This is a genomic window from Curtobacterium sp. P97 (assembly GCF_023712445.1).
Taxonomy (GTDB): Bacteria; Actinomycetota; Actinomycetes; order Actinomycetales; family Microbacteriaceae; genus Curtobacterium.
On the sequence record NZ_JAMAYF010000003.1, the window covers coordinates 243,194 to 258,728 of the forward strand.

Annotated in this window: 16 protein-coding genes and 1 riboswitch; of the genes, 9 read left to right on the forward strand and 7 right to left on the reverse strand. The window is 71.7% G+C overall.

The genetic code is table 11. From position 1 onward, the window contains the following. Positions 1-52 precede the first annotated feature (52 nt). From gcvP to gcvT, 3 genes are read right to left on the reverse strand one after another with little or no spacing between them, the layout of a single operon-like run. Positions 53-2,968 carry an aminomethyl-transferring glycine dehydrogenase gene (gene gcvP, locus M3677_RS04500; protein ID WP_251159885.1) on the reverse strand — a complete coding sequence of 972 codons (2,916 nt, stop codon included), beginning with the start codon at positions 2,966-2,968 and terminating at the stop codon, positions 53-55. After that, complete coding sequence (gene gcvH, locus M3677_RS04505; protein WP_066652768.1) at positions 2,965-3,342, reverse strand: glycine cleavage system protein GcvH; 378 nt, start codon at positions 3,340-3,342, stop codon at positions 2,965-2,967. Before gcvH ends, gcvP begins: the two co-directional genes overlap by 4 nt. A gap of 4 nt (positions 3,343-3,346) precedes the next feature. After that, the gene (gene gcvT, locus M3677_RS04510; RefSeq protein WP_251159886.1) at positions 3,347-4,450 is read right to left on the reverse strand and encodes a glycine cleavage system aminomethyltransferase GcvT; all 1,104 of its coding nucleotides are present in this window, start codon (positions 4,448-4,450) and stop codon (positions 3,347-3,349) included. A 170-nt stretch (positions 4,451-4,620) separates the two neighbouring features. Then, a riboswitch (glycine riboswitch) is annotated at positions 4,621-4,711 on the reverse strand. A gap of 95 nt (positions 4,712-4,806) precedes the next feature. Here gcvT and M3677_RS04515 point away from each other — a divergent pair. The 5 genes from M3677_RS04515 to M3677_RS04535 all read left to right on the forward strand — a co-directional run bounded on the left by M3677_RS04515 (position 4,807) and on the right by M3677_RS04535 (position 8,088). Beyond that, positions 4,807-5,196: a BlaI/MecI/CopY family transcriptional regulator gene (locus M3677_RS04515; RefSeq protein ID WP_066652757.1), complete on the forward strand. Its 390-nt coding sequence runs from the start codon at positions 4,807-4,809 to the stop codon at positions 5,194-5,196. Between the two features lie 13 nt (positions 5,197-5,209). Continuing rightward, positions 5,210-5,944, forward strand: a complete 735-nt coding sequence (locus M3677_RS04520; protein WP_251159887.1) for a M56 family metallopeptidase — start codon at positions 5,210-5,212, stop codon at positions 5,942-5,944. 48 nt (positions 5,945-5,992) lie between these two features. Then, complete coding sequence (locus tag M3677_RS04525) at positions 5,993-6,475, forward strand: FBP domain-containing protein (RefSeq protein WP_081985224.1); 483 nt, start codon at positions 5,993-5,995, stop codon at positions 6,473-6,475. Next, positions 6,472-6,726, forward strand: a complete 255-nt coding sequence (locus tag M3677_RS04530; protein ID WP_209683676.1) for a hypothetical protein — start codon at positions 6,472-6,474, stop codon at positions 6,724-6,726. Before M3677_RS04525 ends, M3677_RS04530 begins: the two co-directional genes overlap by 4 nt. A 75-nt stretch (positions 6,727-6,801) precedes the next feature. Next, on the forward strand, positions 6,802-8,088 hold the full coding sequence (locus M3677_RS04535) for a hypothetical protein (protein ID WP_251159888.1): 1,287 nt from the start codon (positions 6,802-6,804) through the stop codon (positions 8,086-8,088). Between the two features lie 41 nt (positions 8,089-8,129). Here the strand turns inward: M3677_RS04535 and M3677_RS04540 are convergent, their stop codons facing one another. After that, a complete protein-coding gene (locus M3677_RS04540) occupies positions 8,130-9,008 on the reverse strand; it encodes a LysR substrate-binding domain-containing protein (protein WP_251159889.1) in 879 nt (292 codons plus the stop codon). 68 nt (positions 9,009-9,076) lie between these two features. On the opposite strand from M3677_RS04540, the gene M3677_RS04545 reads away from it, so the two are divergent. The 3 genes from M3677_RS04545 to M3677_RS04555 are packed head-to-tail and all read left to right on the forward strand — an operon-like array spanning position 9,077 to position 10,260. Next, complete coding sequence (locus M3677_RS04545; RefSeq protein WP_251159890.1) at positions 9,077-9,562, forward strand: GNAT family N-acetyltransferase; 486 nt, start codon at positions 9,077-9,079, stop codon at positions 9,560-9,562. Positions 9,563-9,586: 24 nt separating this feature from the next. Then, a complete protein-coding gene (locus M3677_RS04550) occupies positions 9,587-10,045 on the forward strand; it encodes a GNAT family N-acetyltransferase (RefSeq protein WP_251159891.1) in 459 nt (152 codons plus the stop codon). Between the two features lie 17 nt (positions 10,046-10,062). Then, on the forward strand, positions 10,063-10,260 hold the full coding sequence (locus M3677_RS04555) for a hypothetical protein (RefSeq protein ID WP_209683687.1): 198 nt from the start codon (positions 10,063-10,065) through the stop codon (positions 10,258-10,260). Between the two features lie 125 nt (positions 10,261-10,385). Here M3677_RS04555 and M3677_RS04560 read toward each other — a convergent pair whose 3' ends face one another. The 3 genes from M3677_RS04560 to M3677_RS04570 all read right to left on the reverse strand — a co-directional run bounded on the left by M3677_RS04560 (position 10,386) and on the right by M3677_RS04570 (position 14,504). Beyond that, entirely contained in the window at positions 10,386-11,573 is a 1,188-nt protein-coding gene (locus M3677_RS04560; RefSeq protein WP_251159892.1) for a MalY/PatB family protein, read from the reverse strand. 244 nt (positions 11,574-11,817) lie between these two features. Then, positions 11,818-13,239, reverse strand: coding sequence for a DUF4041 domain-containing protein (locus tag M3677_RS18325; RefSeq protein WP_251159893.1), 1,422 nt, complete (start codon positions 13,237-13,239; stop codon positions 11,818-11,820). After that, positions 13,236-14,504: a hypothetical protein gene (locus M3677_RS04570; RefSeq protein WP_251159894.1), complete on the reverse strand. Its 1,269-nt coding sequence runs from the start codon at positions 14,502-14,504 to the stop codon at positions 13,236-13,238. Before M3677_RS04570 ends, M3677_RS18325 begins: the two co-directional genes overlap by 4 nt. 161 nt (positions 14,505-14,665) lie before the next feature. Between M3677_RS04570 and M3677_RS04575 the strand changes: the two genes are divergently transcribed. Then, positions 14,666-15,442: an isocitrate lyase/phosphoenolpyruvate mutase family protein gene (locus tag M3677_RS04575; protein ID WP_251159895.1), complete on the forward strand. Its 777-nt coding sequence runs from the start codon at positions 14,666-14,668 to the stop codon at positions 15,440-15,442. Positions 15,443-15,535: the final 93 nt, after the last annotated feature.

Sequence of the window (15,535 nt, forward strand, 5' to 3'; positions counted from 1 at the left end):
CTACGCGCTCAGGGGTGGGACCGTCGCCGTGTGACACGGGCGGCGGGCCCGATCAGGCGAACGCCTCGATCGGCGGGCACGCGCAGACCAGGTTCCGGTCGCCGTACGCCTGGTCGATCCGGCGGACCGGTGGCCAGTACTTCCGCGCACTGATCCCGGGGACGGGGTAGACGGCCTGCTCCCGCGTGTACGGGTGCGTCCACTCCCCCGAGATCGCGGACGCCGCGGTGTGCGGGGCGTGCACGAGCGGGTTGTCGTCCGCCGGCCACTCCCCCCGCTCGACGGCTGCCGCTTCGGCACGGATGGCCAGCATCGCGTCGACGAAGCGGTCGAGCTCGGCGAGGTCCTCGCTCTCGGTCGGTTCGACCATGAGCGTCCCGGCGACCGGGAACGACATCGTCGGGGCGTGGAAACCGTAGTCCACCAGGCGCTTCGCGACGTCGTCGACCGTGATGCCGGACGACTCGCGCAGGGCGCGCAGGTCGAGGATGCACTCGTGGGCGACGAGCCCCGACTCCCCCGTGTAGAGCACGGGGAACGCGTCACGGAGCCGCGCGGCGATGTAGTTCGCACCGAGGACCGCGGCCTCGGTCGCCCGGGTGAGGCCCTCGAGTCCCATCATCCGGACGTAGGTCCAGGTGATCGGCAGGATGCTCGGGCTGCCGTAGGGCGCTGCGGAGACCGGCCCACCGGCGTGGGCGAGTCGCCCGTCCGAGGTCGATCCGGGTCGCCGGTCCGGGTCCTGGGCGAAGGCGTGCGCCGGCAGGAAGGGCGCGAGGTGCGCCTTCGCCGCGACCGGGCCGACGCCGGGGCCGCCGCCGCCGTGCGGGATGCAGAACGTCTTGTGCAGGTTGAGGTGCGAGACGTCGCCGCCGAAGTCGCCGAACCGGGCGTGCCCGAGCAGTGCGTTGAGGTTGGCACCATCGACGTACACCTGGCCACCGGCCTCGTGCACGGCGTCGCAGACGTCGCGGACGTCGTGCTCGTACACGCCGTGCGTCGAGGGGTAGGTGATCATCAGCGCGGCGAGGGTGTCGGCGTGCTGCGCGGTCTTGGCACGGAGGTCGGCGAGGTCGACGTTGCCGTCCTCGTCGCAGGCCACGACGACGACCTTCATGCCGGCGAGGACGGCGGACGCGGCGTTCGTGCCGTGAGCGCTCGACGGGATGAGGCACACCGTGCGGTCGACGTCACCGCGGGACCGGTGGTAGCCCCGGATCGCGAGCAGCCCCGCGAGCTCGCCCTGGCTGCCGGCGTTCGGCTGCAACGAGACCGTGTCGTACCCGGTGACCTCGGCCAGCCAGGTCTCCAGGTCGCCGATCATGTCGAGGTACCCCTCGACGTCCTCGCGCGGGGCGAACGGGTGCATGTTCGCGAACTCGGGCCAGGTGACCGCCGCCATCTCGGTCGCCGCGTTGAGCTTCATGGTGCAGCTGCCGAGCGGGATCATGCCGCGGTCGAGCGCGTAGTCCTTGTCGGCCAGGTGCTTGAGGTACCGCATCATGCGGGTCTCACTGCGGTGCGCGCTGAACACGGGGTGCGTCAGGTACTCGCTGCTGCGCAGCAGGTCGGACGGGAGGCCCGTGGCCGCGTCGCGCACGGCGCCCTCGGTCGACGGGACGGTCACGTCCACCGCCCCGAACACGTCGGCGAGCGCCGTCACGTCCTCGGGTGTGGTCGTCTCGTCCACCGACAGCTGGAGGGTGTCGGCGTCGATCAGGTGGAGCAGGCGGTCGGCGTCGCGCGCGGCGTCGACGATCGCTGCCGCGCGCCCGGGAGCCCGCAGGGTCAGGGTGTCGAACCAGTGCTCGTGCACGACCTCGAGCCCCGCCGCACGGGCGACGTCGGCGAGCGCCGAGGTCGTCCGGGCCACGCGGTCCGCGATGAAGCGCAGCCCCTCGGGGCCGTGGTAGACCGCGTACATCGAGGCCATCACGGCGAGCAGGACCTGCGCGGTGCAGATGTTGCTCGTGGCCTTCTCGCGACGGATGTGCTGCTCACGCGTCTGCAGGCTCAGCCGGTAGGCCATCTGTCCGTCGGCGTCGAAGGAGACGCCGACGAGCCGGCCGGGCAGCTGCCGCTCCAGACCGGCACGGACCGCGAGGTACCCGGCGTGCGGGCCGCCGAAGCCGAGCGGGACGCCGAAGCGCTGGCTCGTGCCCACGGCGACGTCGGCACCCAGGTCGCCCGGGCTCGCCAGGAGCGTCATCGCGAGCAGGTCGGCCGCGACCACGGCGATGCCGCCACCGGCGTGCACGCGCTCGATGGTCGTCGAGGGGTCGACCACGCGCCCGGAGGCACCGGGGTACTGCACGATCACGCCGAAGGCGCCGTCCAGGTCGTCGTCGCTGGGCCCGGTCGCCGCGTCGAACTCGCGCAGGGCGATCCCGACCGCGTCGGCACGGTGGTCGAGCAGCGCGCGGGTCTGCGGCAGCAGGTCGGCGTCCACCAGGAACGCGTCGCCCTTCACCTTCGACGCACGACGGGCCAGGAGCATGCCCTCGACCACGGCCGTGCCCTCGTCGAGCATCGACGCGCCGGCGGTGGCCATGCCGGTCAGGTCGGACACCATCGTCTGGAAGTTGATGAGCGCCTCGAGTCGGCCCTGCGAGATCTCCGGCTGGTAGGGCGTGTACGCCGTGTACCAGCTCGGGTTCTCGAGCACGTTCCGCTGGATCACCGCGGGCGTGTGGGTGCCGTGGTAGCCGAGGCCGATCATGGCGCGACGGACGGTGTTCCGCCCGGCCTTCGCGCGGAGCTCGGCGAGCGCCTCGGTCTCACCGACGGCCGCGGGGACGACCGTGTCGGTGGTGGGCGCGGCGTGGATCGACTCCGGGATCGCCGCGCGGACGAGGGCGTCGAGGGACGGCTGCCCGACCACGTCGAGCATGACCTGCTGGTCGGCGCTCGTCGTGCCGATGTGCCGGTCGGCGAAGGACGTCTGGAGGTTCTGCTGCGCGCCGGTCATGCGAGGGACGCCCGGTACGCGTCGTGGTCCATCAGGTCCTCGGGGAAGGAGGTGCCCTCGACCTTGAGCTTCACGAGCCAGCCGGCGCCGAACGGGTCCTGGTTGACGGTGTCGGGGGCGTCGACCACGGCGTCGTTGATCGCGACGACCTCGCCCTCGATCGGGGCGAAGAGCTCGCCGACGCTCTTGGTCGACTCGATCTCGCCCATCTGCTCGCCGGCGGTCGTGGTGGTACCGACGGCGGGGAGCTCGACGTAGACGACGTCCCCGAGCTGCTCGGCGGCGTGGTCGGTGATGCCGACGGTCACGGTGTCGCCCTCGACGAGGATCCACTCGTGGTCGGCGGTGTACTGCAGTGCGGTCTGGTCGGTCACGGGATCAGCCTCTCGGAGTGCGGCGGTAGAAGGGGAAGGGGGTGACGGTGCTGGGGATCGCGGTCCCGCGCACGTCGATGTGCAGGAGCTGTCCCTCGCCGGCCACGGTCGGATCGACGAAGGCCATGGCGACGGGGTGTCCCAACGTCGGCGAGAGCGCCCCGGACGTGACGGTGCCGACGACCTGCCCGTCGTGCACGACGTCGTACCCGGCGCGGGGCGCACGGCGTCCCTCGGTCACGAGGCCGACGAGCACGCGGGCACCGGGGGCGGGCGCCACGCCGGCGTCCCCCACGAACGAGCCCGAGGTCGCGACGACACGACCGAGACCGGCCTGGGCGGGTCGCACCTCGGTCGACAGTTCGTGCCCGTAGAGCGGCATCCCGGCCTCGAGCCGCAGGGTGTCCCGCGCGGCGAGCCCGGCGGGCACGACACCGCGGTCGGCGCCGGTCTCGAGCAGGGCGTCCCAGATCGACGACGCGACGTCGGTGTCGCTGTAGATCTCGAAGCCGTCCTCGCCGGTGTAGCCGGTCCGGGCGACGAGGACCTCGGCGCCGTCGAACAGCGCGTGCAGCACGCGGTAGTACCGGAGTTCGTCGAGCGGGGTCTCCGGCTGCAGGCGGTCCGCGACGACCAGGGCGTCGAGCGTCCCTGCGGCGGCCGGACCCTGGATCGCCACGAGGGCGGTGGTGTCCGAGTCGTCGGTGACCTCGACGTCGTGGCCGCCCGAGCGCGCGACGAGCGCGTCGACCGCGACGGAGCGGTTCGCGGCGTTCGCCACGACGAGGAAGACGTCCTCGCCGGTGCGGTAGACCACGAGGTCGTCGAGGATCCCGCCGTCCTCGGCGAGGAGCAGCGAGTACTTCGCGCGACCGACGGGCATCGCGCCGAAGGACCCGGCGAGCGCGTGGTCGAGGAACGGCACGGCGTCGGGGCCGACGACGCCGACCTCGGCCATGTGCGACAGGTCGAAGACGCCCGCGGCCTGACGGACGGCGTGGTGCTCGGCGAGGTCGGACGAGTACCGCACGGGCATCCGGTACCCGGCGAAGTCGGTGAAGGTGGCGCCCGCAGCCTCGTGGGCGGACTCGAGTGGGGAGGAACGCATGACGGAGTTCTCCTGACATCGGCAGGACCCGACGGCCGTCGTCGGGTGGGAACTCCCCCTCTGTCATGGGCCTGAGAGTTTCACCGCGGCCCGTGAGGTCCGGCGGCTTTCACCGTGGGCGAGACGCCGCGCGGGCCCGGCGGGGACGCGTGTCTGCTTTTCAGAGTGGCCTGTCCGCTGCGGTGTGGGACCTGAGAGATTGACGGGGAGGTTGCTCCTTCGGTGCCGTGCGCGTGCGCTCGGCTCTCCCGCGGCGGGTGTGCGGCCGGTGTTGAGTTGTGCAGGCCCGAGCATACCGACCCCGCGTTTCCGGCATGTGTCGTGGTCGCCCCTTCGACGTCTCGTAGAATGCGGGGATGGCAGGACAGCGATCGCGCCCCCGTGGGCAGCTCGAGCAGGCGGTCCTCGAGACCCTGCGCGCTGCGGCCGACCGCGGCGTCGTGGACGGGTGCACGGCACGGCAGGTGCTGGACGCCTTCCCGGAGCCGCGTCCGGCGCTCACCACGGTGCTGACCGTGCTCGACCGCCTGGGACGCAAGGGCCAGGTCGAGCGGCAGGAGCACGCCGAGGCCCCGCTGACCTTCCGCGCCGTGCACAGCCGTGAGCAGCAGACGGCATCGCTGATGTCGAACGCGCTGGCCGCCGCGTCGGACCGCGAGGCCGCGCTGCTCCAGTTCACCGGATCGCTCGCCTCGGACGACCTCGACGTCCTGCGCCGCGCCCTCGACGCCCGAGCCCGCTCCTGACCGGAACCGAGCAGTGGTCGTCGTCGGAGTCGCCCTCATCGCCCTCGCCCTCGTCGTCGTGGTGGTCGCCCCGCGCGTCCTGACCCGGTCCGCCTGGACGATCGACCACCCACGCACGGCGCTGGTCTCGTGGTCCGTCGCGGTCCTGCTCGGCGTGGTCGGCTTCGTCGTCGGGGTCGCCCTCGTCGTCGCGGCCGACCGGCCGCTCGACCCCTTCCGGCTCACCGAGTCCCCGACGCACGGCCTGAACCTCGGCGTCGCACTCCTCGGCGTGGCAGCGTTCGTCGTCGCGGTCCGGGTCCGTCCCGGCGCCGAGCACGAGGCCGTACGGCAGGCCATGCGGTCGGGCACCGCTCCGCACCGACGGATCGACGGCACCACCGTCGCCCTGGTCGAGGCGGACCACGCGCTCGCCTGCGCGGTCCCCGGTCGGTCCGGCGGTGTGCTCGTGAGCACCGGGCTCGCCGACCTGCTGCGGACCGACGAACTGGAGGCCGTGGTCGCCCACGAGCGCGCCCACCTGACGCAGCGCCACGCGGTGGCCGTCGCGGTCGCCGAGTCGATCGAGCGTGCGGTCCCGTGGGTTCCCGGGGCGCGCGCCATGGCGCGCTCGACGCGCGTCCTCGTCGAGTTCGCCGCCGACGACGCGGCGGCCCGACGCGTCGGACGCGACGCCCTGCGCCGGGCGGTGCTCGTGGCGGACGGGACGAGCGCGCTCGGGGCGATCCGTGCCTCCCGGCTGCGCTGAGCCCACCGGTCACGCCTGTCGGGGGCGAGGCATAGGGTGGCAGGCACCGTGAAGCCACTGACCGAAGCAGACATCCGTTCGTCGTTCGTGAACGCCACCCCGGACGAGCTCGAGCAGCTCCCCATCCCGGGGTTGCACGAGATGCTGTGGGACGAGCGCGAGTTCCTCGGCTGGCGCGACCCGCAGGCCGCCCGACGCGGCTACATCGTGTCGTGGATCGACGACCGCCCGGTCGGCATCGTCGTCCGCTCCGCCGGCGGTTCGCTCCGCCCGGGCATCGCCGCGATGTGCTCGTTCTGCCACTCCCCGCAGCCGGCGACGCAGGTCCGCCTGTTCTCCGCCGCCCGCGCCGGTGAGTCCGGCCGGAACGGCAACACCATCGGGTCCTACATCTGCGAGGACCTCGGCTGCTCGATGCTCATCCGGACGGCGCCGCCTCACCTCAACCCGCCCGCGACGATCGCGATGCGCGGCGAGGCCCTGCTCGGGCGCGTGCGGAACTTCACCGAGGACGTGGCGAAGACCGCGTGAGCCGGTTCGCCACCGCGCGGTGGGCCGTCGTCGAGGAACAGGGCGACGGGCGCTGGCGCCTCAGCATCCGCGACGAGGCGGACGACGAGCTCGGCGCGCTCGGCCTCGGGGTCGAGGGGCCGTGGGACCCGGACGTCGAGCCGCACGTGGCGTTCGTCCTGGTGCAGCTCGGACTGACGCTCCGCGGTGCGCGGCCGTGGCACGAGGACGAACTCGGCGACCAGCGCGCACCGGTGCTGCCGCTCGGGTGAGCGACCGTGTGTCCTCGGGCACACCACGTCGCGGCCGAGCGCTGCCGTCGGCCCGGCGTTCCTAGGGTCGGTGCCGTGACCACCGCACGACCGACCGCACTCGCCGTCCTCCTCGCCCTGCTGACGACGATCCTGCTCGGCGGGTGCACCAGGGGGTTCCTCGAGACCCCGCCGCCGAAGGGGTCCGAGGATGCCCTCGGCGCGCTGCTCGACGACCTCCGGACGCTGCCCGACGTGGCCGGTGCAGAAGGCGACGTGCGCCAGGTCGACGAGAAGGACCACCCGACCGACTGGCTCGCCGACGTCACCGTGCAGGCGCGGTCGAGCGACCTCGGTGTGGCGGCTGCGGTGCGGAGCACGGCGTCTGCTCGAGGGGCCCGCCCCGTGCCCGGCACGACACTCGTCATCGACCTCTCGGTGCCGGCCGGCGACGACCGGGCGGCGGGGGTCGTCGACCCGCTCGACGCGGGACTGGTCGACGTGGCGGAGCGCCTGCGGACCGAGTCGTTCGTCCACGCTGTCCGTGCAGATCGGTACGCGACGCGGGTGACCGCCGTGGGTCTGCCGTCCTGGACCGACACCGTGCGCCGGGTCCGCGCGGATGCCGGTGGACGCTCCGTGACCGTGGAGTCGGGCGACTCCTCCGTCGAGGTCGACGCGCTGCAGCCCGGACAGGCCGTGCTGGGCGTGCTCGACCGGGTCGGTGCCCGGGACGTCCGCTCCGAGGCCGGGACGCGCTACGACCGCAGCGTGGACGGCGGACCGGCACGGCCTTCCCTGCGCGCGACCGTACCGGACCCGGCCGCCACCGCCGCGGTGCTCGCCACGACACCCGACGAGGCCGCCGAGGCCGGGACCGCCCCGCGCACCGCGTTCTCGCTGACGGGCCCGGGCAGTGCCGAGGCCACGACCGAGGGGCTGCTCGGACTCCCCCTCGGGTCCCCGGAGCCGCAGGACCTCGAGGCGCCGGCCCTGCCGTGGGCACCGGCCGACGTCACCGCCGAGACCGAGGCCGTGCGGTCCTTCGCGGCGCGGTCCGTGGAGCGCACCGGTGTCGCCGCCGAGGTGACGACGACGATCGAACCGTGCGCGGTGGGACGGGAGGCACTCGGGAACGAGCAGGGGACGCGGGCCGTCGCGTCCACCGTCGTCCCGGTCTTCACCCGCTACCGGGACGCGCAGGTGCCGTTCGACCGGGTCACGGCGACGTGGACGGCCGCGGGACTGACGATGAGCGGCCGGGGGTCGGGACTCGACCTGTGGACCGCCGACGACCCGACACCGCACGGCGTCGCGAGCGCGGACATCCGCGGCACGGCCGAGGGCATCAGCCTGCACGTCCGGTCCGTCTGCGCTCGCTGACGCCGCCCTGGAGCGGGCTCGGTGCTGTGGCGGGGCACAGCTCAGGGCTCGGTAGCCGCGATGAAGTTGCGGAGGATCTCGCGGTCGTCGTCGACGCGGACCGCCCAGACCAGCTCGCTGCGGTGCGGGTCGTCCTGCAGCGGGAGCAGGACGACGGTGTCGGGTGCCGCGAGGGTCGCGCTCTCCGGGGCGATCGTCACACCGAGCCCCGCTCCGACCAGGTGGAGCACGGTGGCCCACGTCGTGGCCTCCTGCACGACCTCGGGTCGCCGTCCTTCGACGACCACGGGCGCGAGGTTGCGTTCGGTCGCGACCGCACCGGCGATCGCCGGGAAGAACACGAACGGATCGTCGACCAGTTCGATGCCGCGGATCGACACCCGCTCCGCGAGCCGGTGCCCGTGCGGGACCGCCGCGACGAAGGGCTCGGAGCGGAACGGCAGGAACCGCACGGCGGGGTCCGGGTCGGGGTCGCGCAGGACCGCCAGGTCGAGCTCGCCGCGGACGATGCGGGCGAGCAGCGTCGACGAGTAGCCCTCGGTGAGTTCGACGCGGACGAGCGGGTACCGCTGCCGGAAGGCCTGCACGCGCTCGATCGGACCGAGGGGCAACGCCGAGACGACGAACCCGACGTCCAGCCGTCCGGCCTCACCGCGTCCGACCCGCACGACCTCGTCCACGTCGCGCGCTGCCTGGTCGAGCAGCGAGCGTGCACGGCCCTGCAGCACCCGACCGGCGGCGGTGAGCGCGACGCTGCGCGAGGTGCGGACGAACAGGTCCACCCCGAGGTCACGCTCGGTCCGTCGGATCTGCTGCGAGAGCGCGGGCTGGGCGATGCGCAGCCGTTCGGCGGCCCGCCCGAAGTGCAGCTCGTCGGCGACGGCGAGGAACGCCCGGAGCTGCCGCAGGTCGACATCCATGCACGCAGCCTATCGATGAGCGGGAACGAGTATTGGACGCGATCAGATCCCTGGTCGAGGATGGATCCGTGCCCGAGACGCCCACGCTGACCATCGCCGAGTTCGAGACCGCCGCCGACGCCACGGCGTTCCGCACCCTCAACGAGGCGTGGATCGAGCAGTACTTCACGCTCGAGGACGAGGACCGCGCGATCCTCGGCGATCCGGTCGGCCGCATCATCGAGCCCGGCGGTGCGGTGTTCGTCGCGCGGCTCGACCACGAGGTCATCGGCTGCATCGGGATCATGCCCGTGGGCGAGCGCGTGTTCGAACTCGTCAAGATGGCGGTCTCGCCGGTGCACCAGGGGCACGGCACCGGACGGAAGCTCATCGCCGCAGCACTCGACCGCGCCCGGTCCCTCGGCGCGCAGCGGGTCGCGCTCGAGAGCAACAGTGCCCTGGCGAGCGCCGTGCACCTGTACGAGGCGTTCGGCTTCCGGCACCTCGCACACGACGAGATCGCGCCGAGCCCGTACGCCCGCGCGGACGTCCACATGGTGCTCGACCTGGTCTGACCCCGACCCGGTAGCGTCACGTTCGTGCACATCCGACCGCGCCGCGACGACGAGCTGGAGCACCTGGTCCGGGTGCTCCGGCGCACGCACGACGAGGACGGCTTCCCGGCGCACTGGCCCGACGATCCGGTCGCGTGGCTGACCCCGCCCGGGCACCGCTCGGCGTGGACCGCGTGGTCGTCGGGCAGCGTGGTCGGTCACGTCGGACTGGCCGCTCCCGCCGCGGCCGCGGCACCGCTGGTCACCCGACTCGTCGTCCACCCGGACCACCGTGGGCAGGGCGTCGCCGACGCCCTGCTGGCGGCGGCCGAGGCCTCCGCGGCGTCACCGGTCCTGCGGCTCGACGTGACCGAGGAGACCCCCGGCGCGTGGCGGCTGTACGAACGCCGCGGCTGGCGGCTGACCCACCGGTCTCCCGCGGACTGGGCGAAGCCGGACGGGACCGTCCCGACCATGCGGTGGTACGAGAAGCGCCTGCAGTGAGCCGGTACGCTCGCCGCATGGCGACGTACGAGGTGCAGGCCGTCCGTGAGCGCGGCGTGTGGCAGGTGTTCATCGAGGGGACCCCGATCACCGAGGTGCTCCGCTGGTCCTCCGTCGGTCCGGTCGCACGGGAGTTCCTCGCGATGGACCGCGACGACGACCTGCGCATCCGCGTCGTCGGCCGCAACCAGTACGTCGACGAGCTGTCCGACTGACGCCGTCGCGGCGCTCCTCCGCGAGCGTCCTCCCGCGGTGAGGCTCGAGCTGCGCGACGTCCCTCGCGCGCCCGGGCCCGGGACGGGTCGCTGGGCGCGAGACTCGTCCGAGCGCGACCGACCGCTCAGGCGACGTGCCAGACCAGTCCCTCCTGCGCGCTCGACGGGTAGGCCGCCGCGATGCGGTGCACGGCCTCGCGCAGGGTCTCCGGCGAGCACGCCAGGTTGAGCCGCGCGAACCCCCGCCCCTGGGCGCCGAAGCCGAGCCCGGAGTTCAGCGCCACGTACGCGTGCTCACGGAGCGGCACCGCGGGGTCGTCGCCGAGGCCGATCCCCCGGAAGTCGAGCCATGCGAGGTAGCCGGCCCGCGGCCGCGTGTAGACCACCCCGGGCAGGTGCTCGGCGAGCAGGGCGCCGAGCAGCCGCTCGTTCGCGACGATGCGGGCGACGACGTCGTCGAGCCAGTCCGTCGCGAGGGTGAACGCGGCGAGGTTCGCGTGCAGCCCGAGGATGCTCGTGCGGCAGGCGACCTCCTCCCACAGCGTGTCGAGGAGCGCCGCGGTCCGGTCGTCCCCCGCGACCATGACGGAGCACTTCACGCCGGCGAGGTTCCAGCCCTTGCTCGCGCTCGTCACGCAGACGCTGCGGGCGCCGTGCTGCTCGGCGACCATCGCGAACGGGGTGAAGCGGACGCCCGGGTGCGTGAGCGGCGCGTGGATCTCGTCGCTGACGACGAGCACGTCGTACCGTGCCGCCAGCTCGGCGAGCGCCTCGAGGTCGGCCCGGTCGTGCACGAGTCCCATCGGGTTGTGCGGGTTGCAGAGCAGGAACACCCGGACGCCGTCGGCGAAGGCGCGCTCGAGCCCGGCGAGGTCGAGCCGGTAGACGCCCCACTGCTCGGTCAGCGGAACCTCCTCGACCTGACATCGTGCTTCCTCGACGAGCTCGAAGAACGGCGGGTACACCGGCGGGGTGATCGCGACGCGTCCGCCCTCGGGCAGCGCGAGCCGGAGCGACTCGACGATCCCCACGCTGACGTCCGTCGCCAGGTGCACACGCTCCGGGTCGACCGCCCAGCCCCACCGGTCGCGCGCGAACTGCGCGAACGCCGGCGCGAGCGGCCCGGGGCCGTCCAGGTACCCGAGGTCGGACTGCTGCACCCGCTCGACCAGTGCCTGCCGGATCGCCGGCGCCACGTCGTGGTCCATCTCGGCGACGAACAGGGGCAGCACGTCGGGCGCGTAGCGCGTCCACTTGATGCTCGTGCGGACCCCGCGGAGCGTGCCGACCGGGTCCTGTTCGTCGTCAGCCATGCGTCCCAGCATGCATCGACCGGGAGGCCCGGTGCGAGTCCGGCCGTCATCCCGCGTCGTCCAGCGATCACCTCCCGGGCACTTCACCAGCACGAATCGACTGCCGTAGCGCAGAACGCGTCGGGTTACTCCGGCGGATCCGACACGTTCTACTCCACCGACGAGCCGATCACGTCAACTCCGGTGATCGGCAGCCAGCACCACCACCCTTTGCACGCGAGAACTGGCAGGACGTCAGACTGGTTCAGGCAGACAGCGCAGCGCGGTCCGGCCAAGCGCCGACCGACTGTAGGTATTCGGTTGCCTCGGCATCTTCGCGGAACTCTAGGAGCGCCCCCACCTTCTCCGCGAGGACCTCTCGCACCTCTGCCGGGCTGGCGAAGAAAAACTCCTTCCGTGGGTTCGCCTGGTTGAGTGCGCGCGCCGCGAAGTGCCGATGAAGTTCGGTCTCCAAGGAGACTGCGTCCTCGGAGAAGTAGATCGTGTGCACGTCGAATCGGAACGGTACAGAAGCTCCGCCGAGCTCATGCACCCGGTCAGCCGGTTCCAGGCGGCGCGTCAGCCCGATCTTCACGACGTCCGGCCCGAACGCCCCCCGGTTCGAAATGACGTACACGTACCCAGCTCGGATGTTCGCAGCTCGGAAGTCGTTCTGCTCGATTGCCACGTCGATCTGGCCCAACCGCGCCTCAAGGACGGGGTCGGATTCGCCGTTCGCCCGTAGCCGCTCGAGCGTCTGCTCGATGAGGGCACGCTCCTTGTCGAGCCGTTCGCGTTCCGCCTCGAGCTCTTGCTGTACCCGCTTCTCTTCGCGCAGTCGAGCACGTTCGTCCCGCTCTCGCTCCCGCTCTTCCTGCTTCCGCATCAGCCAGTCCGACGTCAGCTCAACCTCCTCGATGCGAAGGTCGTGATACTCCTGAGCGATCTGCATTTCCATCATCGCGCCCAGGCGAGCAATGGCATCCCGCGACTTCTCCAGGCGACGCTTTGCCGTTTCGACGTTACCTGCACGGAGCGCCCGGACAGCACTGTCCGCCTCGGCGTTGTACGCGCGCAACATCAATTTCGACAGGTCGTCGCTCATCTTGCGTCCCTTGGCGAGCGAGTTGTCGAACGTGAACATGTTGGAACGGTGAATCGCTCGGCCGTCGCGGACGAGCGCGGCGACGGTTGCCTCGATCACCGCCAGCCGCTCCTTGTACGCGGCTGCGTTCTCGAGCGGATGGTGGTAGCGGTATATCCCGACTGACTGCAGGACCTGTTGGTCGTCGAGGGGGACAGCGACGTTCACTCCAGCGGAGGTGTCAGCCCGAAGACTACGCACTTCCGCCTCCAGCTGAGCGATGCGAGCGTCTCGGGGGTCGTCGAAGCTGCTGAGTGCCGAATCCTTCACCGGCAGGAGGACCATCAGTTCCTCACCACTGATCCCGTCATCCTCGACCCGCGATGGAACGTCCATGGTGATTCCCGCCACGTCGTTGTGCGGCGCTGGCAGCGTCGGGCCCCCACGTCGACGTTCAGGGTTCGACTGCTGGTCTTCGATCCAGAGTGACCAACCTTCCGGAAGCGCCGGCCAATCGGCGGGCGGGCTCCAGGAGGTCGGGGGTTGCCAGCCCGCGGGAACCGGCGGCCAGGACGGAGGTGGGTTGAAGCGGCGGTTGCTCACGACCGTCGCACTCCACCGGGATCGACAACGGTGAGCGCGATCGGGTTCTTTGAGATAGCTGCACCAAGGTGCTGGAGCGTTGCGGTCGGTACGACAGATGCCAGGTCGAACTCGACGAAGTGATCGCGCGATGCGCCCACCGCGACGAGGGGGAAGAACCGGTCGAGTCCGATCGCTGGATCCTTCGTCGCGGGCCCGACCTCGAGCGCTATCGACCGAACGACCCCTCGGCGATCGGCTTCGAAGACTTCGTGCAGCGTTCGGAGCGCAACCTGCGCGAGAGCGTCCCCGTACCGTTCGTTCTGGTCCTTCTTTGTCAGCGCGGCGCCGACGATCTCGTCCGATGCCTTCACCCACCGGTAGGCCTTCACCGCAGGGAGGAGCTCCGGCGCGGGCACGACTGCGCGGATGGCCGCCTCACCGGACGCTGCGTCGAAGGTTGCTTCGTGCCGAACCTCGAAGTCCTCCGGATAGACGGAGTTTGCAAGAACGATGTCCAGGTACTCCTGGACAGCTTCAGGGACTCCGTAACCAAGACCCGCGATCAAGGCATCGATCTCAGCGTTGTGCTCGTCGACCTCACGTTGACGGGCTTCGCAAGTGGCTTGGTACCGGCCTCGTTCCACTTCCAGTTGCTCTCGACGGCGGTGCTCAAGCGCATCGTGCTGGCGATCGGCGTCGGCCTGGCGAGCTGGGAGGGAGTCACGAAGCCTCTCCCATTCAGCACCATGGGCTTGGAACGCGGCCCACGCCTCCTGCTTCAGCTCCTCGTGCTTCTTGCGCTTTCCGAACAGTCCCTTCGGCGCCGCCGGCTCCTGCCAGATCGGCGCGGGCGGCAACGCCAGCGGCATCGGCCGCGGGATCGGAACCTCGAGGTCCGGGTGCGGGAAGGGCGGATGGTGAGCCGTCCGCTTGAGCTGCTCCAGATCGACGTGATCGTCGACGTTCAGGGTCGCCCCGAGAAGGCTTCCGACGGCCGCGTTCGTGAGACGAAGTACCTCGTTCTGGTCGTCGGCCTCAGCCTTGCGCGCCTCGGCGTAGGCAGCCTGTGCCTCGCGCTCCGCCCGCTTCCGCTCGGCCTCGGAGGCGCGCTCGGAAGCCGCTGCCGCTCGTACCGCTTGCGCCCGAGCCCGTTCGGCCTGCGCTCGCGAGCGCTCGATGGCAGCCTGGGCAGCCGCGCGCTCACGACGCGCTCGTCCGGCTCGCTGATCTGCGAGCCGCTGCTGATGTTGAATCTCCGCGAAGAAACCGCGTCTGCGTGCCAAGTTCTTCCCCTCGTTCGACGCCCATTGCGTCACTCACCACTGCCCGGAGGGCGAGCGATCCTCGAAGCAGCGTAGACGTTCTGACGACTCGTGAGCACCGCCGCGTAGCCGCAGCGACGGCGCACGGACGCGTCAGCACGGGTGCCCGTAGATTCGGCACCATGAGCACGAGCACCGCCGACAAGGCGACCACCCTCAAGCAGCTGCACGAAGCCCCCGAGATCCTGCGCGTCGTCAACGTGTGGGACGCGATCAGCGCGAAGGTCGTGAGCGACCTGCCGGAGACGAAGGCGATCGCGACCGCCGGGCACTCCATCGCCGCGAGCCACGGCTACGACGACGGCGGGATGCCGCTCGACGTGGCCCTCGCGGGCGCCGCGACCGTCGCCGCCGCGACCGACCTGCCCGTCACGGCGGACCTCGACGACGGGTACGCGAACCCGGCCGAGACGATCCGTCGCGCGATCGCCGCCGGGATCGTCGGCGCGAACGTCGAGGACCGCCTCCGTCCCTTCGACGAGGCCGTCGCCCGCGTCGCCGCGATCACCGCTGCAGCCGAGGCCGAGGGCGTCGCCTTCCAGCTCAACGCCCGCACCGACGCGATCGCCCGGGGTGGCGACCGCCCGATCGACGAGAGCATCGAGGACGCCATCGCCCGCGGGAAGGCGTTCCTCGACAACGGCGCCGCACTCGTCTTCGTGCCGGGTGCGATCCAGCGCGACGTGGTCGAACGACTCGTCGACGGGCTCGGTCGCGGCAAGCTCTCGGTGATCGGACTGCCGGGCGCCCTGCCGGCTGCCGAGTACGAGGCCCTCGGCGTCGCCCGCATCTCCTACGGTCCGCTGACGCAGCGCGTCGCGCTGCGCGCGCTCCGCGACCTGGCGACCGACCTGTACGGCGACGGCGTCGTGCCGGAGGACACCCCCGCTCTGAACTGACGGCCCGCCGGACGGAAGGCGCGGTGCACGCTCGCACCGCGCCTCCCGTCCGTCTTGCTGGACGTTCCGGACGAAGCGACGTATAGTGTCTCA